The sequence below is a fragment of the Pedobacter vanadiisoli genome (assembly GCF_042684385.1).
Classification (GTDB): domain Bacteria; phylum Bacteroidota; class Bacteroidia; order Sphingobacteriales; family Sphingobacteriaceae; genus Pedobacter; species Pedobacter vanadiisoli.
In genome coordinates, this window is sequence record NZ_JBHULL010000003.1 from 431668 (window position 1) to 453090 (window position 21423).

Annotated in this window: 11 protein-coding genes; 10 read left to right on the forward strand and 1 reads right to left on the reverse strand. The window is 40.1% G+C overall.

Annotated elements, in window-relative coordinates; genetic code table 11:
* The 3 genes from ACFSR6_RS02980 (at position 1) to ACFSR6_RS02990 (ending at position 5172) form a co-directional block, all read left to right on the forward strand.
* The gene (locus ACFSR6_RS02980; RefSeq protein ID WP_379074714.1) at positions 1–2358 is read left to right on the forward strand and encodes an FdhF/YdeP family oxidoreductase; all 2358 of its coding nucleotides are present in this window, start codon (positions 1–3) and stop codon (positions 2356–2358) included.
* Positions 2359–2416: 58 nt separating this feature from the next.
* The gene (locus ACFSR6_RS02985) at positions 2417–3334 is read left to right on the forward strand and encodes a bestrophin family protein (protein WP_379074717.1); all 918 of its coding nucleotides are present in this window, start codon (positions 2417–2419) and stop codon (positions 3332–3334) included.
* A 203-nt stretch (positions 3335–3537) separates the two neighbouring features.
* The gene (locus tag ACFSR6_RS02990) at positions 3538–5172 is read left to right on the forward strand and encodes an ABC-F family ATP-binding cassette domain-containing protein (protein WP_379074720.1); all 1635 of its coding nucleotides are present in this window, start codon (positions 3538–3540) and stop codon (positions 5170–5172) included.
* 101 nt (positions 5173–5273) lie between these two features.
* Here the strand turns inward: ACFSR6_RS02990 and ACFSR6_RS02995 are convergent, their stop codons facing one another.
* On the reverse strand, positions 5274–5870 hold the full coding sequence (locus tag ACFSR6_RS02995) for a GIN domain-containing protein (RefSeq protein ID WP_379074722.1): 597 nt from the start codon (positions 5868–5870) through the stop codon (positions 5274–5276).
* 369 nt (positions 5871–6239) lie between these two features.
* On the opposite strand from ACFSR6_RS02995, the gene ACFSR6_RS03000 reads away from it, so the two are divergent.
* From ACFSR6_RS03000 to ACFSR6_RS03030, 7 genes are all read left to right on the forward strand, one after another.
* Positions 6240–7280: an adenylate/guanylate cyclase domain-containing protein gene (locus tag ACFSR6_RS03000; RefSeq protein ID WP_379074724.1), complete on the forward strand. Its 1041-nt coding sequence runs from the start codon at positions 6240–6242 to the stop codon at positions 7278–7280.
* A gap of 605 nt (positions 7281–7885) precedes the next feature.
* The gene (locus ACFSR6_RS03005; protein WP_379074726.1) at positions 7886–10075 is read left to right on the forward strand and encodes a fasciclin domain-containing protein; all 2190 of its coding nucleotides are present in this window, start codon (positions 7886–7888) and stop codon (positions 10073–10075) included.
* 6 nt (positions 10076–10081) lie between these two features.
* A complete protein-coding gene (locus ACFSR6_RS03010; RefSeq protein WP_379074728.1) occupies positions 10082–13357 on the forward strand; it encodes a SusC/RagA family TonB-linked outer membrane protein in 3276 nt (1091 codons plus the stop codon).
* A 10-nt stretch (positions 13358–13367) separates the two neighbouring features.
* A complete protein-coding gene (locus tag ACFSR6_RS03015; protein WP_379074731.1) occupies positions 13368–14834 on the forward strand; it encodes a RagB/SusD family nutrient uptake outer membrane protein in 1467 nt (488 codons plus the stop codon).
* Between the two features lie 10 nt (positions 14835–14844).
* On the forward strand, positions 14845–16656 hold the full coding sequence (locus tag ACFSR6_RS03020) for a fasciclin domain-containing protein (RefSeq protein ID WP_379074734.1): 1812 nt from the start codon (positions 14845–14847) through the stop codon (positions 16654–16656).
* 49 nt (positions 16657–16705) lie between these two features.
* A complete protein-coding gene (locus ACFSR6_RS03025) occupies positions 16706–18139 on the forward strand; it encodes a fasciclin domain-containing protein (protein ID WP_379074737.1) in 1434 nt (477 codons plus the stop codon).
* Positions 18140–18168: 29 nt separating this feature from the next.
* Positions 18169–21402 (forward strand): SusC/RagA family TonB-linked outer membrane protein, encoded by a 3234-nt coding sequence (locus ACFSR6_RS03030; RefSeq protein WP_379074740.1) that lies wholly within the window; start codon positions 18169–18171, stop codon positions 21400–21402.
* Positions 21403–21423: the final 21 nt, after the last annotated feature.

Consider the following 21423-nt stretch of genomic DNA (forward strand, 5'->3'; position numbering starts at 1 on the left):
ATGGAAAACGATAAAAAAGAGCCGGCTGCAGAAAACCCCTATAAATTATTGGATCTTAAACTAACACCAGTAAAAACATGGGCTGCAGGCATACCAGCAGTTATGGCTGCTTTTGGCGATCTGATTGAAGAAAAAACACTTTTAAGAGGGACAAAAGCACTGTTTAAAATGAATCAGGCAGGCGGATTTGACTGCCCGAGCTGTGCCTGGCCAGATCCGGATGATGAACGGTCGCCATTGGGCGAATATTGTGAAAACGGGGCAAAGGCACTTGCCGAAGAAGCTACAACCAAAAGGGTTACTGCCGCATTCTTTAAGGAAAATGCTGTTTACGACCTGGCAAAGCTCGATGATTTTACGATAGGGAAAATGGGAAGGTTAACCGAACCGATGTACCTGCCCCATGGAGGTACCCACTATCAACCCATCTCCTGGGATGATGCATTTTCAAAAATTGCAGGCCATCTGAATGCGTTAGAGGTACCCGATGAGGCAGCATTTTATACCTCGGGCAGAACGAGTAATGAAACATCGTTTCTTTACCAGTTATTTGCAAAAGAATATGGCACTAACAATATGCCAGATTGCTCTAATATGTGCCACGAGACATCAGGTACGGCTTTGCGTCCTACAATCGGTATCGGAAAGGGTACGGTAAAGCTCGAAGATTTTTACGATACCGATGTGGTTGTAATTGTAGGCCAGAATCCGGGCACCAATGCACCGAGGATGATGAGTGCGCTTGAAAAATGTAAAAAGAACGGAGGCAAGATCATTGCTATAAATCCCTTACCGGAAGCAGGATTGATGGGATTCCGCAATCCGCAGGAAATAAGTGGGGTTTTGGGTAACGGCGGAAAACTTGCAGATCTTTATCTGCCTGTAAAAATAAATGGCGATATGGCCTTGTTAAAGGCAATTGAACTCATTTTGCTCGAATTTGAGCAAAAATCTCCCGGAGCGGTATTCGATAAAGATTTTATAGCCGAAAAAACGGTTGGATATCACAATTTTATCGGACAGTTCGAAACCTACAAGTTAGAAGACCTGGCAAAAGAATCTGGTGTTTCTGCGGCATTGATTTACAATGCTGCACAAATGCTGGCCTTCAAAAAAAGAATCATTATTTGCTGGGGAATGGGAATTACCCAACAGCCCAACGGGGTAGATATGATTAAGGAAATGCTCAATATCCTGTTGTTAAAAGGTAGTATCGGTAAACCTGGTGCAGGTGTTTGTCCCGTTCGTGGGCACAGTAATGTACAGGGCAACAGGACCATGATGATTGATGAAAAGCCTACAGATGCCCAACTGGACCGCCTGAGGGATTTTTATGGCTTTAATCCCCCACGTAAGCATGGTTACGATGTGGTAAGGGCAATCAAAGCCATGCATGAAGGGAAAGTAAAAGTCTTATTCTGCATGGGAGGCAACTTTCTGTCGGCAACACCAGATACAAGCTATACTGCCAATGCGTTAAGAAAACTTAATTTAACCGTTTCTGTATCTACAAAACTGAACCGTAGCCACCTGGTTCATGGGAAAGAATCCATCATCCTGCCCACGCTGTCACGTAGTGATATCGATATGGTAAACGGTGTGCATCAGTTTATTACCACAGAAAACTCGATGGGGGTAGTACAATCTTCAAAAGGAATGCTGAAACCGGTATCAGATAAACTCATTAATGAAACACAGATTGTATGCCGCATGGCCATGGCCACTTTGGGCGATAAATCAGTTGTCGATTGGAAACGGTATGCCAACAGTTATGATGCAGTAAGGGACGATATTGAAAAATGTATTCCCGGTTTTGAAAACTACAATGAAAAGGTAAGGCGCAAGGAAGGCTTTTACCTGCCTAACCTGGCAAGGGATGGAAAATTTATTACGAAGGATTTTGGAGATAGAGTACCATTTACATTGACCGGTTTGCCCGAAAACAATCTTGAAGACGGCGAATACATGATGGCTACAACGCGTACCCACGATCAGTTTAATACAACGATTTATGGGCTTGACGACAGGTATCGGGGGATAAAGAATGAACGTAGGGTAGTGTTTATGAATCAAAACGACATTGACCGCGCAGGGTTCAAGGCCGGAGATAAGGTAGATTTATTTAACTATGATGATGGAATAGAGCGGATAGCACCTTTGTTTATTATTGTTTCCTACCAGGTTCCTGAAAAAAATGCGGTTACCTATTTTCCGGAAACAAATGTCCTGGTTGGTATAAACAATGTAGTGAAGGAAAGTAATATGCCTGCTTCGAAATATGTAAAAATCAGGATTAAAAAACATGATCCCGGGATATATGAAAGAGTAAAAAAACTAGAACAAACTGTTCAGCCGTAAATTGCAATTTACAGGAGCTATCACCTTAAATAAAGATGCTTAAAAGCCAGAATACTGTATGATAATTAGAAATAAGGAAAATTGGTTCAAAATGCTGTTTGTTTGGCATGGTTCTGTTCTTCCAAAGCTCCTTCCAAGACTTTCGTTACTTTTTATTTTGTCAATCGGGGTTGTATTCTTTAATGGTAAAATTTTTTCTTTCAAAATCCCTTTAAATCCAACACCTTTAACCTTATTTGGTTTTGTACTTGCCCTGTTTCTGGGTTTTCGTAACAATGTTAGTTACGACCGGTTTTGGGAAGCACGGAAACTTTGGGGAGCTTTATTGAATTACACACGTTCATTAACCAGGCAGGTACTTACGCTTCCGGAGCCCCGGGTTGACAGGTCACTTGCGCGGCACTTTATTGATCTTCTTGTTTCTTTTACCTATGCTTTGAAACACCAGCTTAGGGATACAGACCCGCAACATGACCTGAAAGAACGGCTCAGTGAGGCAGATTATAGTTTAATTATCTCCGCAAAGTTCAAACCTGTTATAATAATGAAACTCATGGGCGAATGGGTGGCTGGTGCACGCCGGACTGGCAGAATTGATGCGATACAGCAGATGAGATTTGATGAAAATCTTGATAAACTGGCAGAGATCGTTGGTGGATGCGAACGAATTATTTCTACCCCCATCCCTTATAGCTACCGGGTGTTGCTGCACCGCACAGTGTATCTGTATTGTTTCCTGCTGCCCTTTGGGCTGGTTGATAGCCTACAATGGCTTACCCCGTTTATTGTAGTTTTTATTGCTTATACCTTTGTGGCTTTTGAGGCCATTGCAGATGAGATAGAGCAGCCTTTTGGTACTGCATCAAACGACCTCGCCCTTAATGTAATGTGTAAGACGATCGAAGCCACTTTGACGGAATTGAACGGCGAAGAAATTTCTTTGAACATCAGCCCCAAAAACGGCATTATTGATTGATTATTTCTATCCTGAATGTTAACGTTTGCAGCTGTAATCTTGGTTTGTTTAATCCATACGCCAATTAATGATTTAGCATTGTAAACCGACCTGGATCTTAAAAGGCCATAATATCAATGCAGAAAGCTTTTTTATGACTTAAAATTCTCGCAATAATTTACGTGCTTTCCTTTATCTTTGCCGCGAATTTAATATTCTTAATTGTGATCAATGTAAATAATATTTCCGTTTCATTTGGCGGAACCACCCTTTTTAGCGATGTAACCTTTTCGATAAACGAGAACGATAAAATTGCTTTAATGGGTAAAAATGGTGCAGGCAAGTCGACTATCCTAAAAATTATTGCCGATGTAATTAAACCCACTTCCGGTAACGTAACAGGTCCGAAAGAGGCAGTAATTGCCTATTTGCCACAACACTTGCTCACTCATGACAATGTTACTGTTTTTGAGGAAACCATGAAGGCTTTTGCAGAAGTAAACCAGATGCAAAAAGAGCTTGATGAACTGAATGAGCAACTTACTATCCGTACCGATTACGAAAGCGACGACTATATGAAGCTTATAGAGCGCGTATCGGAATTAAGTGAGAAATTTTATTCTATTGAAGAAACCAATTATGAAGCGGAAGTAGAGAAAGTATTAAAAGGTTTGGGTTTCGAGCGCAAAGACTTTACCCGTCAAACTTCTGAGTTTTCGGGTGGATGGCGCATGCGTATCGAGCTGGCTAAGATTTTATTAAAAAAACCTGATCTTATTTTACTGGATGAGCCTACCAACCACATGGATATTGAAAGTATTCAATGGCTGGAAGATTTCCTGATCAATTCGGCAAAGGCCGTTATGGTCATCTCGCACGACCGTACCTTTGTAGATAACATCACCAACCGTACCATTGAGGTAACCATGGGCAGGATATACGATTACAAAGCCAAGTATACCCATTATCTCCAACTGCGTGCCGATCGTCGTCTGCATCAGTTAAAAGCTTATGAAGAGCAACAACGTTTCATTGCCGATAATCAGGAATTTATTGACCGCTTTCGGGGAACTTATTCTAAAACCTTACAGGTACAATCGCGCGTAAAAATGCTCGAGAAACTGGAAATAATCGAAATTGATGAAGTGGATACCTCAGCATTACGCTTAAAGTTTCCACCATCACCACGTTCCGGCCAGTATCCGGTTATCGTAGAGGAGCTGACCAAATCTTACGGCGATCATGTCGTGTTCGAAAAAGCGTCAATGGTGATCGAAAGGGGAGAAAAAGTGGCTTTTGTAGGTAAAAACGGTGAAGGTAAATCGACCATGATTAAAGCCATTATGTCTGAGATTGATTTTGAAGGAAGTTTAAAGGTAGGGCACAATGCCAAGATCGGTTACTTTGCGCAAAACCAGGCTGCATTACTTGATGAAAACCTAACCGTTTTTGAAACCATCGATCAGATTCCGTTAAGCGACGGTTCTGTAAAAATCAAAGACCTCTTGGGTGCATTTATGTTCAGTGGAGATGATACAACAAAAAAGGTTAAGGTACTTTCTGGCGGCGAAAAAACCCGCTTGGCCATGATTAAATTGCTGCTGGAACCTGTAAATGTATTAATCCTGGATGAGCCAACCAACCACCTGGATATGAAGACCAAAGATATTATAAAAGATGCATTAAAGGATTTTGATGGCACTTTGATTTTGGTATCGCATGACCGGGATTTCCTGGATGGATTAGTGAAAAAAGTTTTCGAATTTGGTAATAAACGTGTTCGTGAACACTTTGAAGATATAAAAGGATTTTTGGCTTATAAAAAAATGAATAGCCTGAAAGAAATAGAGCAAAATTAAACTGGATTTGTTTCAGGCCGGATTTGTGTATCCAGGAAATATCGTCATTGCTTCGCTGGCTATAAAAGCCTCCCCGCAATGACGATTTTATATATTACAAGTTAAGGAACAAGTGCGGCAATTTTCTCCCCGGAGCTTTCTTTCCGGCTAACATCTGTTTGGGCGGCAACAAAATGATCAATGATTAAGTTTGATTCATTTCCCATAATCAGCGTGTGGAGGTCGGTATTCCCTCTAAGTCTTAATGCGCTGTTGTCGAGAATTTCTGTATATAAACCTTCACTACTGGTGTCGATGTTGGCAACAGCATTTCCCTTAAGTATAATCTGTAGAAATTTTGTGATGAGTTTTGCTTCTGTTTTTACCACGGCATTTTGATCAGCCTCAATGCGGTAGATATCATTTACATAAATAACAAGTTTACACGTTTCTTTATGATCTGAGGTAATGCGCAGCACTTCACCTTGCAGGGTTACTCTCGCACTTCCTTCGTTATCATCTGCATAAGATATTCCGGCGGTTGGCCGCTGTACCAACATCACTTCTACATTTCCTTTTATCGAGATCTTTCGAAAGTTCGGGGCCCCGTAAAGCATGGTTTGTGGTTTTTCTGTTGCCCTTAGGTTTGCAGGAAGGGATGCTGTTAAGGTAATTACTGCAGATGCTATAGTAATTAGTGTTTTAATTGAGGTTTTCATCTAATGTTTAAATTTTGTTAAGCTTGTGCAGGTGTGCCAATGAGAACCGGCTTACACCAATATTATCTTTTCGTGGTTAACCAAGCTGGTGCCAAAAAGAAAATGTTGCTTTAATTGCTCTGTAACGAGTTTTTTTGCTTGTTGTTAATGTTAACCTGTTCATTTTCGAACAGCCGATGTGCGGCAGTGAACAGTTTATATTGTCCGGAACAGAAGGGGGGATCTTAAATCTTCTATTTGGGTACTTCCAATCTGCAAAATAGCTGGCAATTGCTATTCCAGGGTATTTAAGTGGGCTACTTATAAGATTATATTCATTATTTTAGTAAATTAGGGTATATTGAATCAGTAGTTTTGAAAAAAATCACGATGTCAGTAAAAATCAACCGGCAAACACGGCAGAAATTTCAGCAGTTATTAGTTATTAGTATTGCCTGGACCATGACCGGGATTGTAATCGCTGTTTTTGAAGACCTTGTACTGCATACCCGTAATTCTTTAGGACCAGTACCTGGTTATACATTAATTTCTTCGATTGTACTAAATGCAATTATTGGCCTTTTTGGTGCACTGCTGGGAGGAAGTTTGCTTGTATTTTTTGTAAATGTAAAATATAACGATAAGCCTTATGGTTATACCCTTTTAATTGTGGCCGGATCGTTTTTAGGTATTATTTTAATTGTAAATGAGCTGCTGAGCCTTTATGAATTAGGCGATTCGAAAAGATTTTTGAAGAATGGGCTGGTGTGGGGTATCGTTGTTTCCATAACGCAGCTGCTGTTACAGATAAACAGTAAGTTCGGGCAAGGTATTTTCTGGGATATTATCAGTGGAAAATACAATACACCTAAAGAAGAATCACGGATTTTTATGTTTCTCGACCTAAATTCATCAACTTCCATTGCCGAAAACCTCGGAGACAAAAAATACCATGAATTATTAAAGGATATCTTTATCGATATTACCAATCCTATTTTGGAAAATAGGGGAGAAATATATCAATATGTAGGTGATGAGGTGGTAATTGCCTGGCGCTATGATGAAGGATTAAGGAATAACAAATGCATCAATTGTTTTTTTGATATTAAAACACACCTGTCATTTCTGAGGGATAAGTATATTGAAAAATATGGTTTACTACCTTCTTTTAAAGCAGGTATTCATTGCGGAAAGATTATAGCAGGCGAAGTTGGTATTATAAAACGCGATATTACCTACTCTGGTGATGTACTGAATACTACTTCAAGAATCCAGAGTATGTGCAAGGAGTTTAATCAGGAAATGCTGGTATCAACAGCGCTTATTGAAGAGCTCCAGTTAACAGATCATTATACGACCCAAATGTTGGGGGCCATTAAACTTCGGGGGAAAGAAAAAGAAATGCATATTGTAGCCATAAAGCCTGTTTAATACACCGATACCTGGATAAACAAAGGCAAGGATTTGCATCCTTTTGTTTCAACATGAAATCGAAATCCGGTGAATATATGGGAGTATTTTTATGCTAAGGGGGGCGATAATTGCTAAATAACGCTAAAGAAAGCCCCTTTAAATCAGATAATATATTGTTATTGTTTGCTGTATGGGCTAAATTTTTGTCTTATTCCTTTTACTGTTAATATTTTTTTTGATAACAAATACCACGATTATTTTTTTTAAAAAGGCGTTTAAAGCTTGATTAAAACGATTTATTTGGACTGTTGACGGATATTGTTATTTTGAAATTATATTTTGTCGTAAAAAGACAGGATAGTACAGGATGGGAATTTTGTTCCACCTTTATATATTTAAGAAATAATTTACTAACCAAATAACTTTTTAAACCAACTATTTAATTAACGAACGTTAAGACGATTTTATGCGATAAAAATCTACTCACCCTTTTAAGTCAGTTTTTGCATTTTTAATTTCTAATTGATTTAGATCCATAGCTTTTTGTTGCCCAGTATTTTAATGGCCGTTGATCCAATGAAATTGCTATGAGTAAAATTTTACAAAAAATTTTAATCGTTAATTTGACGATTATATTCATTCTAAGCGCTTGCCGGAAAAAAGAATTTGATGAGTTCTATGGGCGTCCTGAAACCTTAGCCGATCCGATTTACCAGCAACTTCAGGCAAAGGGAAATTTTACCAGGTTTTTAGATTGTATAGATAAATCGGGTTATAAAGAAACCCTGAGTACGGCAGGTTCGTGGACTGTTTTTGCACCAACAGACGCAGCTTTTAGCACTTACATGTCAGAAAACAACTTAACCGAGATAAATGCTACGCTCGCTTCGGCAATTGTACGTTATTCAATGACCTATGATGGGGAGAAATTAGAGCGCTTAAGCGATAATTTAACTGCTAAAGGCTTTGTTAAAAATACAGCCTTTAGGCGACGCACCGTTTATTACGATTTTGTTTACGATGGTGTAGATAATGATGGTAAAGCAATTAAGGTTATTGCAGGCAACCGCAACGGAACCTATTTGCCAAGCGATTTTAATAATAAAAACCTACCATTTTTTCTCAGCCCCTTTATTTCTTTTGCTGGTTTAAGTGGCTTGGATTACAATTATTTTTATCCAAATACAGAGTTTACGGGCAAAAATGTTGGTCCCGGGAAAATTACAGAGCAGGATATTGTTGCCGAAAATGGCGTAATCCATGTTGTAGATAAGGTACTTACACCACCGCCAAGTATCGATCAGTATATCGGCACCAAACCGCAGTATAGTGCCTTCAAAGCACTTTTAGATAAGTATGTAAGCTATAACATAAACACTGATATTACGCACCGCTATCAGGTATTATCGGGTAAAAGTGATAATGTTTATGCTAAAAATTACAGCATATTGCTTGGTTTTTCGCCAAACAACGAAAATTACTTAAAAGAAGATGCTAATGATGCACAGGTTGGCATGTATACCATTTTTGCCCCTACAGATGAGGCTGTAGAAGCATATTCAAAAGTATTGCTGAAATATTATGCCAAAAACCGCTTACAACCCGGAAACTATAAAGCCCAGTTAAACGAGCTGTTTTCTTTAAGGTCAGATATTATCAGAGATTTTATCAATTCCCACTTATACAGAACTACGGTTTGGCCAAGCAAATTTACCACTGTTAACAGTTTTTTGGGCGAGTCTACCAAACTAAGTACCTCAAATGTGGTAGATAAACAGTTTTTGAGTAATGGGTTGTTTTATGGGGTAAATACTGCCCAGAATGCCAATGTGTTTGCTACCGTTTATGGAAAAGTAAATTTAGACCCAACCTATTACATTATGAAGCAAGCCCTGGATGTATTGGGCTACAGCATTCCGATTAAAACGGCTTCTTTAAAATATATCGTAATTCCGATACCCGATGCCACCTTAATAAGTTTAGGATTTTCATACGATCCGTTTTACCCTTCAGCACCCATTAGGGGCGACCTTAATATTTTAAGGCGATTGCTGCAAACTCACATTATCCCCTTGGGCGACCGTGCAGTACCAAATTTTGCCACATCAGCTGGTATTTTGGAAACATCAGGTGGCGAGTATATCAAATACGATAAAGGGTTCTTTTCTTCAGCCGGAACAGAAGATATGACAGCTGTAGCTGATAAAACCATAAAAATAGATTCTGTTACAACTGCCATTAACGGGGCAGATGCTTATGCTGCCAAAGTGCTGATGTATACGGTACTTCCGGTGAGCAAACACATTGAAAAATACGGTACCTTAACTACCGATCCTTATTATTCTTTCTTCCAGTTTCTAAAAAACAATGTAACCCTTTATACTGCCTCGTCTGGTGCTATTCAAGGTGTAACAGACGGGTCGCCTTATACTGTTTTTATTCCTACCAATGCAGCTATACAGGCAGCAGTAACAGCAGGACTTTTGCCTAAGCTGGCTAATGGAAGTCCGAATTATGCGCCTACAGATGCAGCAGAGATTAACAAGGTGTCTAAATTTATTCAATACCACATTATCAAAAATACAGTAGTAAGTGATGGACAGAAACTAGGGGCTTTCGAAAGTTTACTGAAAAACGATTCGGGCGATGCAGCCAAGGTTACAGTAGCCACCAATACGACCAATTCCCTTATCCTTAAAGATGTAACCAATACATCGGTTAATGTTTTGCTTGGCACAGCAGATAGAAGCAACGTGCTTTCTAACCGGACGGTGATACACCAAATCAATTCTTATTTAAAATATCAATTCTAAACCGAGATGACTCAAAGATATAATTATAGTTTTTTTATTTTACTGTGGTGTTTGTTGCTATCGTCATTAACCTATGCCCAGCAAATTAATTATGTAAAAGGCAGGGTTATTGATAAAAAAGATAAACAACCGATTATAGGTGCATCTGTTGTCATTATTGATAAAGATAAAAGGGTAATTAAAGGTGTTTCTACTGATATTGACGGAAATTATTCTTTGCCCGTAGCGGATAAAACATATAGGATTTCGGTTTCCTACATCGGTTATAAATCTTCTGCGCCGATTAATATCGATAAAGCGGTTATCAATTTCCAGTTAGAAGCCTCAGATAACCAGATGGATGAGGTTCAGATTGTTTCCAGGGCTAAAACAAACAATGGAAGCGGTATGAGCATCGATAAACGCGATCAAACTTCTGCCACGGTTACCATCGATGCCAAGGATTTGGAAGACCTTCAGGCGGCTTCTGTAGACCAGGCTTTGCAGGGACGAATGGCTGGGGTAGACATTACGGCCAGTACTGGCGACCCGGGAGCCCCGATGCAAATCCGTATCCGCGGTACATCTTCTATTAATGGCGCTACCGATCCTTTAATCGTATTAGATGGTATGCCCTATGACATTACCATTCCCTCTGATTTTAATTTTGCCACATCAGATGAGAACAATTATGGGCAGTTGTTAAACATTGCCCCATCTGACATTAAAGAAATCAGCGTGCTTAAAGATGCAGCAGCAACTGCCATATGGGGTTCGAGGGCAGCAAACGGGGTATTGATTATTACCACCAAAAGAGGTTCAATTGGCCCGCCTGCTATTTCCTATAACTTCAAAGGGTCGTATTCGAAGCAGCCAAGCCCGATCCCGATGTTAAATGGTAACCAATACTCGTCGCTAATATTAGAAGAATATTATAATGCCGGCCGTCAGTTTTCCAGCTCCGAATTTGCCAAGCAATTTCAATACGATCCGAACGATCCTTATAACTATTATAATTACAGCAACAATACCGATTGGCTGTCGGCCATTACCCGGGTTGGTTATTTACAGGACCATAACCTCTCTATTTCAGGCGGAGGCGAAAAGGCAAAGTACCGTGCCTCGGTAAATTATTTTAACCAGACCGGTACAACCATTGGTACTGATTTAAACCGTGTTTCGGCAAGGGTAAACTTAGATTATATGGTGTCTAATAAAATCAGGTTCAGCTCTGATATATCATATACCCACATTGACCAGAATGGGCTTTTTACGCAGACTGTTAGAGATGTAGCTTATACTAAAATGCCTAATCAGAGCATTTATGAGTACGATGAGTATGGAAATTTAACCTCTAATTATTTTAGTCCTGCGGCAACTGCGCAAGGTTTATTCCTTTATAATTTCGATACCAAAAGGGTAAGCGGGACCTTTAACCCGCTGGCTATGGCCACCGCAGGTACTAACCATCAACTGGGCGAACGTATTACCCCAAAATTTAGTTTACAGTACGAGATTTTGCCAAGCATACTGCGCTTAAACGGAAGTTTTATGGTAAACATTAACAACACCAAGGTGAAAACTTTCCTTCCGCAGATTGCAACAGGCCGTCCCTATACCGAGGCAGTAGTCAATACGGCTTCCGATGCAGATGGCGATTCTTTTACCATGAATACCAGCATGACATTGGCCTATACGCCGAAATTGAATGACAGGCACGATATTATTGGTTTTTTGCGTTTTGATAGCGAAGACAGCCGCAGGACCGGACAGTACCTGTTTTCTACCAATACTGCTTCTTCTTATTTGTCTGATCCATCGGTTGATAGCCGTACCAATTATTCGGGTTCAGCAAGCTCGTCTCTGGGCCAGACCCGTTCTGTAGGGTTATTGGCAAACGTTCAATACAAATTTTTAGATCGTTACATCATTAATGGCAGCATTAGGGGCGATGGAAACTCCAGGTTCGGTGCGGCAAACCGTTATGGTATTTTTCCATCGGTTTCTGGCCGTTGGCGGATATCGGGAGAACCATTTATGAAAAAGGCCAGTAAGTATGTAGATGATTTCAGTTTAAGGGCCAGTTATGGTAAGAGTGGTAACGTGCCCCGTTACGATTACTCTTATTTTAATATCTATCAGAATTACGGTTTTAGTTACCTGGATAATGCCGGCGTATATTCTACTAACATGGAATTGACCGATTTAAGATGGGAAACCGTTACACAATCTAACCTGGGGATAACTTTAAACGTACTTAAAAATTTCAATGTCGATTTCGATTTATACCGTAAACGCACCACAGATCTGTTTTATCCGGGTTTACAGGTAGCAAGTTACAATGGTTATGGTGGTGTTGATATGAATGTAGGTACAATGGATAACCAGGGATGGGAAGTTAACCTGAATGCCACCCTAATTAAAAAGAAAAAAATAAGACTGGACTTTTCTTTCAATATTGCGCATAACGAGAATGTCATCCGCGAGGTTTCACCTTTATACCCGAGAGAAAATAAAGCCAAAGTAACGAGTAACAACGTATACAAAGTATTTGTTCAGGAGAATAATCCTTTCGGTTCATTTTACGGTTTCAAGTTTAAAGGTGTGTACCCCGATAAAAATTCGACGGTTGCACTTGATGAAAACGGAAACCAGATTATTGGCCCTAACGGCGATAAAATCTATATGCGTTTCGCTTATCCTTCTATCGATTATGTTTTCCAACCGGGCGATGCCATGTATGAAGATATTAACCACGACGGAAACATCGATTACAAGGATATTGTATACTTAGGAAACGGTAACCCAAAACTAACCGGTGGGTTTGGAACCAACCTTACTATAAACGGTAACCTTCGTTTAGGTTTTAACTTTACTTTCCGTACCGGCTACGATATTATTAACGGTACTAAAATTAATACCACCAATATGTACGGGTTTAATAACCAGAGTACTGCCGTGCTGCGCAGGTGGAAAAAAGAAGGAGACATTACCGATATGCCAAGGGCAATGTATGGAGCTGGTTACAACTTTTTAGGCTCAGACCGTTACATTGAAGATGGTTCTTTTTTAAGGCTGAGTTCGGTAGTACTGAGATACGATTTTGCTAAAACCTTTATGAAAAGATTAGGTATGAAATCGCTAACCACTAACCTTACTGTTCAGAATATTTTAACATTTACCAAATATACCGGGCAGGATCCGGAGGTGCCGATTAAGTTAAACGGTTCGAACACGGTAATAGATAACTCTACCACACCACCAATTAAAACAATCACTTTAGGTTTAACAGCTAACTTTTAATTCGAAACTGATGAAAAATATACTATATAGTACCGGTTTATTCCTGATCTTGGTGATGAGCAGCTCTTGTAATAAATGGCTGGATCTTCAACCTCGCGACGGGATCACCAGGCAGGAGTTCTGGAAAACCAAAGAAGATGTTTTAGCTGCGGTTTCTGGTTGTTACGCATCTTTATTAGCACCCCCTCCGGGCGTGGGCGATAAATCGCTACTCGAATACATGTTTATATACGGAGAACTCCGGGCAGACATGATTAGTGCCGGCCCGAGCATTACTACCGAAGAAACAGACATTATAAATGTAAATATTACCCAGGACAATAATTTAGCCAGGTGGGCGGCATTTTACCGTACCATTAATTACTGTAATACCGTACTTGATTTTGCACCGGGTGTTAAAAGTACCGATCCTACCTTTACCGATGCAATATTGAACGGATATGTAGCAGAAGCGCTTACCTTGAGGAGCTTAATGTATTTCTACCTGTTGCGTACGTTTAGGGATGTGCCATTAAAATTAACCGCCACGGTTAAAGATACCGATCTGCAGGATCTGCCTAAAACCAAACAGGCCGATATTTTAAAGCAAATTGTTACAGATTTAAAGAGAGCCGAGCAAGGTGCAGTTACCACTTACGGAAGCACCAAGCTGGATAAAGGCCGGGTAACTAAATTTACGGTAAATGCTTTACTGGCCGATGTGTACCTGTGGATGGAAGATTATCCGAATGCGATTACCGAATGCAACAAAATTATCGACTCGCAGCGTTTTGCCCTTGTTGGTGCAGGTTCGGGCTGGTACAACAACGTATTTTTCAAAGGCTCATCTATCGAAACCATATTTGAATTTGACCAACCGATCGAAAATCCGTTTTATAATGTGTTGGTTAATACCAGGCGGCGTTTTATCGGTTCACCATTTTTGATCAGCGAGATTTATATTCCGGATGAGTTAGATCCGGATAATAATTACGATATCAGGCCGGTATCCTATTACAATTCGGCCATGACCATCCAAAAGTACGGTACAGAAAACCCTTCATTTGTAAAATGGCAGGCTTACCGCTATTCTGATATCATGATGATAAAAGCTGAGGCCCTGGCTTTAACCGGTAGTGGAGCAGAGGCTTTGGCTTTGGTTGATCAACTGAGAGCAAGGCGTAATGCAGTAAATGCCACAAAAGCTAATGTAGATCCTTCAAATACTGAAGGTATATGCGACTATATTTTGGCAGAACGTGCCAGGGAGTTTGCTTTTGAAGGTAAAAGGTGGTTTGATCTTTTACGTCATGCCAAACGCAGCAATTATAGCCGTATCGATATCTTGTTAGATCTTGCCGCTAAAACAGTATCGCCAACCCTTCAGCAATCGGCCATTACCAAGTTTAGAGATCCAAACAGCCATTATATGCCCATCCATCAAAGCGAGTTGTTTGTTGATCCCAACCTGGTTCAAAATCCATTTTATACTAAATAGACTAAGTGATATGAAAATGAAATTAGACGTCCGAAAAATTACCTATTTGGTTCTGCTTGGTGCATTAGTCAGCTTCATGATCAATGCCTGCAAAAGAGAAAGTTTAACATTAAGCACTACTGATGATGTAAACATTACCGGCTTTTTGGAGAAAAACCCTGAAAAATTTTCTTTATTTACCCAGATCCTGGAAAGATCGGGTACAAAGGGTTATTTAGCCGCATACGGGAAATATACCATATTTACACCCGATAACAATGCAATTACTGCTTGGTTAAAAGAATTAAATAAAACTGCAGTAGATCAGTTAAGTGCCGCAGAACTAAAAGATATAGTCCGTTTTCACATACTGCCAGATACGGTTGCTACCGGTAAATTTACTGATGGCAAGTTAAATCAGATTACACTTTACGGGCAGTACCTGCAAACAGGTGTGGTATTTAAAGATGGTGTTAGCAGTTACATCATTAATAAGCAGGCGCTTATTACACAATCTAATGTAAGGGTAGGGAACGGCATTATCCATGTGATCGACCATGTTTTAACACCATCAACCAAAACACTGGCGGTAAGCATAGAAACGAACAGCAGGTATAGCATTTTTACGCAGGCTTTAAAAGAAACCGGATTCTACGATTCGTTAAATTATGTGCAATCGGCTATTCCTGATACTACACGCCGTTTTCAAACCGTAATACTCGAATCAGACTCTGCAATTAAAGCGGCGGGTTTCAGTAACTATGCGGCTCTAAAAGCGAAATTGTCTAAAACTGGTAATCCCCAGAGCCATGCCGATAGTTTATGGATGTATGTGGCTTATCATATATCTACCGGTGCTAATTATACCCCCGATATTGTGTCTTCGCCGTCATTAGCTACTTTGGTGCCTAGCGAAATTGTAACCACCAAACTGGTAGGTACCAGGATATTATTAAACGAAGATGAATTTAATGGTGTTATAGAACCAGGGGTAGAAGTGAACAGAACGTTTAGCAATGTTACCACAGCGAATGGTGTATTACACGAATCTAAAAGCTTCTACAAAATTAAGCCAAGGGTGCCTACAGGCGTTTACTTTGATATTAGCGACCAGCCCGAGCTTAAATTAATGGCCGCATGGCGGGTGCCTGGTCAAAATATATCGCTCATACAGAATGGAAAGTTTGTTTTGTCGGGTTTAAGAGCTGACAGGATACCTGGCCGTTTACATCTTAATTCTACCTCAACATTGCCTATAGGAACAAGTGATGGCAGAAGTTATGCCAATAGAGATGTGATCCAGTTTAGTATGACTACCAATAACACTGCACGTAACATTTGGGTTGAACTGAGAACACCTATGCTGGTAAAGGGCAAGTATAAAGTATGGATCTGCTACACGCAAAATGGAAATGGGCCACTTTCTCAAATTGGTGTAGATGTAGGTACAACGCAAGAACAGATTTTACCGAATCTGGTCGATTTTTCACAATCGTTAACTTCTTCTGGCGTACCAACAGCTAACGCGGCTTTACCTTCTGCAGACGGATTAATGCTAACGAATGGCTTTAAGCGCTATATGGCTACCACGGCAGATGTTAACCAGGATGGGGTAAGGGGTATACAGCCCATTTCGGTTAATAACCAATGGTCTGTTATGGTGGGGAGATTGGCTGGTGTAGTCGACATTAAAACAACCGACAGGCATTGGATTAGGTTTACCACCTTAAGGGGAAACAACGATTATATCATGAATATCGATATGATCCATTTCATTCCTATTGATGACGATCAGAATTATCCAAGATTTGGTACAACGGGTGCCATATTTAAGCGCCCGTAACCAATTGAGAACGGTAACCGAGCCATAAAACTAATACTAACTAAATATAATGACTAGAAAATATATCAAATACATTGCCCTGCTCTGCATTAGTGTGGTTGTGTATTCCTGTAAAAATAACCTGGAACTGCATAACGGGCTTACCAATATAGATAACAGCCTGGACCTCTCACAAAAGCTCAGCGCCCAGGCCAACCTTAGCATTTTTAACGGTTATGTTAAAAGTACAGGTTATGATAAGGTGCTGGCCGGTGCGCAAAATTATACGGTCTGGGCACCTACCAACCAGGCTTTGGCCAACTTAGATGCAGCTATTGTTTCTGACCCGGTTAAACTGAAAGATTTTGTGGCTAATCACATTGCCATATCTACATTCGGGTTAAATAAAGAAGGTGATACTTCGAGGTTAAAACTGCTCAATAACAAATATGGTACTTTTACCAGCACCAAATTTGAAGAAAGCACCATTAGTGGTGTTGGCCAATTTGTGAAAAATGGGGTGTTGTATGCTATAGATCAGGCCGTTGTAACCAAACAGAACATATGGGACTATATGCTGGCCAATACAGATGCTTCGCTGCAGAAAAACTATATTAATAATCTGTCTATTACTGTAATAGATACTGCAAACGCTACAATTATTGGTTATAACAACCTGGGTAATCCGATTTTTGCACCAAATCCACCAATGATTTCGCGTAATACTTATTGGGTAAACGTGGCCGATTTAAGGGACGAAAAACAGCAGTACACCTATTTTATTCTGCAGGATGCTGCTTTTACCGCCGAATCGGCAAAACTGACCCCTTATTTTCCGAGTGTAAATCCAAATTTGAATGCATCGTACTTTTTGGTAAAAGATTTAACCGTTAAAGGTGTTTATCCGATCGAAAAATTGCCAGATACCCTTATTTCTGTACAAGGCGTAAAAGTTCCGGTAAACAAGGCCAATATTATCCGTTCGTACCGTGCCAGTAACGGTATGGTGCATGTGGTAAATGCTTTACCATTCCGTTTAAAAGATAAAGTGCCCGAATTTAAAATCGAAGGCGAAAAACCGCAATCGGTAACTGCTGCAAGAACACTTTTATACCGTACTAAAATTGATAATTTAGGGAAAAGCTTTGACGATCTGGAAGTATACGACCATAAGTATGCCGAATTTGGTGTGTTTTATACTAAAGCCAATTTACCGGTTGTAAAATATAAAGTTTATGCAAGGGCCATTTCTGGCCTACAGGGAGATCCGCAAGTGGTGGCATTTACACAGCGCTATTTCTTTTATAGCCCTTCTACTACAAGTTATTCACTGTTTTACACCCATCTTGTAAACCCGCTAACCTTTAACGAAACGTATCTTGGTGAATATACACCTACTGAATTTGGCAATTTTATTTTTAGGCTAACGGCTGCGAACAGCACAAGTGTAAATGTAAATACCGTTATACTCGATTACCTCCGCTTCGAACCCGTTTTACCTTAATTATGAATCTTGCTTTCAAAAAAAATACTATGTATAATTTTACAACAATAAAAAAAGTTTGGGGCGTATTGGTTTGCTTGCTGGCAATTGGTCTGGGCGCTACGGCACAGGAGGTAGATTCGATGAAAACCGAAACAGATACCACCACCGTAAAGGCAAAAATTCGCGCTGTTAAAGGCGAAAAAATAAGGGGACTTGTGCTTGATGGAAATACCAATAAACCATTGGTTGGTATTAATATTACGGTTACCGGCTTTAATGCTGCCATTACTGACGAAAAAGGGAAATTTACCATCGTAGTTCCTGATTATAAGTCGAGTATTATCATATCGGGTAATGGTTTTCAAACCAAGGTATTGCCCGTTTATAAAGACAGGGAAATTAAAACCAAACTTTATCCATTATCTTTTATTTCTGTTTATAATGAGGTGGTTACACCCTCGGGTATCCTGTCATTGGCGAGAGCAGTACCTGCTGTTAGCAACGTGAGTATGCAGGGTGGCTGGGCCAACAATTCTGAAAGTGTAACGAGTTATATCCAGGGCAGGGCAGCAGGTGTTAATGTAACCAGACGTTCCGGAACCCCTGGCATTGGCGCAGATGTACGCATTAGGGGATTTAACTCGCTATATGCCACAAACCAACCATTATATGTAGTAGACGGAATGATCTACGATGCCAGCAATTATGGTAATTCTTTAACTAAGGGGCATGTTAATAATCCCCTGCAATTTATCGATGTAAGGGATATTGAGAATATCAGTATCATTAAAGATGCACCTTCGGCTGCTACTTATGGCGTAAAAGCAGCTAATGGTGTGGTTTTAATTACCACTAACCGCGCCCATGACCTCGCTACCAATATCGATTTCTCCGGTTATGCTGGTTTTAACTTTAAACCTAAAAATTTAGCCGTAATGGAGGCCTACGATTACCGGTTATACCTTTCGGATATTTTAAAGAGCCAGGGTTTGAGTAACAGCGCCATTGCAGCAAAACCATATATGAATGATAGCCCTGATAATCCCGATTATTTTAAATACCATAACGAAACCAACTGGCAAAAGGAAGTATTGCGGAGCAGTTTTGATCAAAACTATTTTTTAAAAGTAACCGGAGGTGATAATATTGCCAAATATGCACTTTCTGCGGCCTATGCAAGAGATAGAGGGGTAATAGACAGTACTGACAATTTAAAATACAGCACCAGGTTTAACAGCGATTTAAACCTGACCAAAAAGCTACAGGGTAGTACGAGCTTATCTTTCACCTACACCGAGCAACGTTTAAAAGATCAGGGCATTGCACCGGTAACCAATCCACTGTTTTTGGCGCTGGTTAAATCGCCGTTTATGGCAAGGAACGACGTGAGTTCACTTGGGGCAGTTTCACCAAACTTAGCTGATTATGATACTTTACAGGTGAGTAACCCACGGGCTTTGATTGAGAAAGGACAAAACTTAAAAAAAGCCTACCGTTTTTTTGGAAACATTAATTTCGATTTTACTTTTAATAAAAACTTTAAATTATCTAACCTGAGCGGGGTTACTTACGATAAAATACAGGAAACCCTGTTTATTCCCAGAAAAGGGGTAACCAACGATACGCTTTCCAATTATGTTGCCGATAGCCGTTTGGGTACCCAGGTAGGAAGATTTTTTAACGTGTTTAACGATCTGCGCCTAACCTACGATCAATCTTTTGGTTTATATAGCAAGCTACATGCAATAGTTGGTACACGCTATTCTCAGAGCGAAAGTGAACAAGACTATGCTTTGGGTTTTAACTCTGCAACAGACGAGTTGATCAGTATTGGAAACAGTAATGCAGCTTTTAGAACCTTCGGAGGTGATATTGGCAAGTGGCGTACACTCAATAATTACTTATCAGCAAATTACAGTTATGCCGATAAATACCTGGTTAATTTCTCTATGGCAGTAGATGGATCGTCACGTTTCGGTACAAAGGCAGACCAGGTTTTTTTAAGTTTTGATGATGGCCTCAGGATTAATGGAAGCCGTTATGCGGTTTTACCTGCTATTGGTGCTGCCTGGATAATTTCTTCAGAAAAATTTATGCGCAATTTAAACCGCATAGACCTTCTGAAATTAAGGATGAGCTATGGCTTAGTCGGAAATGATGATGTTGGCAATTACACGGCAAGAAAGTATTACACCACTCAGAATGTTTTAGGCATAAGGGGGATTATAACAGGGAATTTTGCCAATCCTAATTTACAATGGGAAACCGTACGTAAGTTTAATACCGGTATTGATGGTTCCTTTTTTAGCGAACGTTTAAGTATCAGTTTAGACTATTGGAGAAACAGTACCAAAAATATGTTGGGTTATCAGTTACTGAATGCAATTGCAGGTACTGCTTCATACATTGCCAATAATGGCAGCATGCAAACGCAAGGCATTGATTTAGCCATAAACGGCAGGATTTTAAATAAAAAAATAAAATGGGATGCGGGCTTAACCTTTGGTACATCAACTAATAAAATAACCGGTTTAGCCGATGGAAATGCTGTGGTAACCACTTATGCAGGCGGTGCTTACATCAGTCAGGTAGGGGCATCGGCCAATCAGTTTTATGGTTATAGAACCAATGGTGTTTACGCTACAGGTGCAGAAGCAGCAGCTTCAGGATTATCTAGCCGCAATAGTGCAGGTGTTTTAGTCCCTTTTGCTGCTGGTGACATAAAATTTGTGGATACAAATGGAGATAAAATAATAGACAATGCAGACCGCACGGTTATCGGTAACCCCAACCCTGATTTCTTTGGAAGTTTTAGCAGTACCCTCACGTATAAAAACTGGAGCTTGGATGCATTGATCACCTTTGTTAGCGGAAATGAAGTGTATAACTATACCCGGTCGCAGTTAGAATCGGGCAGCACCTACTATAACCAAACACCCAATATAAACAACAGGTGGAAAGGCGAGGGGCAGCTTACCAATACCCCGAAAGCAGCTTACGGAGATCCCGTTGGAAATGCCCGCTTCTCCGATCGTTGGATAGAAGACGGTTCTTATTTGCGTTTACGTACCGTAAATGTAACCTATAATGTGCCCCTGAAATTAAAAGCGATTAAGTACGCGAAAATTTATGCTACTGCAAATAACCTGTTTACCCTTACTAATTATTTAGGTTACGACCCTGAATTCAGTAATTCGGGAAGCCTGTTTACACAAGGGGTAGACACCACGCTCGAACCACAGTTCAGGTCATTTCAATTAGGTGTTAGAGTTGGATTATAATTAAGAAAGATATACTCATGA

Bases quoted from the DNA above. Each gene is read 5' to 3' on its own strand.
- ACFSR6_RS03030 (WP_379074740.1), top strand. From the start codon at position 18,169: ATGTATAATTTTACAACAATAAAAAAAGTTTGGGGCGTATTGGTTTGC.
- ACFSR6_RS03010 (WP_379074728.1), top strand. From the start codon at position 10,082: ATGACTCAAAGATATAATTATAGTTTTTTTATTTTACTGTGGTGTTTG.
- ACFSR6_RS02995 (WP_379074722.1), bottom strand. From the start codon at position 5,870: ATGAAAACCTCAATTAAAACACTAATTACTATAGCATCTGCAGTAATT.
- ACFSR6_RS03020 (WP_379074734.1), top strand. From the start codon at position 14,845: ATGAAAATGAAATTAGACGTCCGAAAAATTACCTATTTGGTTCTGCTT.
- ACFSR6_RS03000 (WP_379074724.1), top strand. From the start codon at position 6,240: ATGTCAGTAAAAATCAACCGGCAAACACGGCAGAAATTTCAGCAGTTA.
- ACFSR6_RS03025 (WP_379074737.1), top strand. From the start codon at position 16,706: ATGACTAGAAAATATATCAAATACATTGCCCTGCTCTGCATTAGTGTG.
- ACFSR6_RS02980 (WP_379074714.1), top strand. From the start codon at position 1: ATGGAAAACGATAAAAAAGAGCCGGCTGCAGAAAACCCCTATAAATTA.
- ACFSR6_RS02985 (WP_379074717.1), top strand. From the start codon at position 2,417: ATGATAATTAGAAATAAGGAAAATTGGTTCAAAATGCTGTTTGTTTGG.
- ACFSR6_RS03015 (WP_379074731.1), top strand. From the start codon at position 13,368: ATGAAAAATATACTATATAGTACCGGTTTATTCCTGATCTTGGTGATG.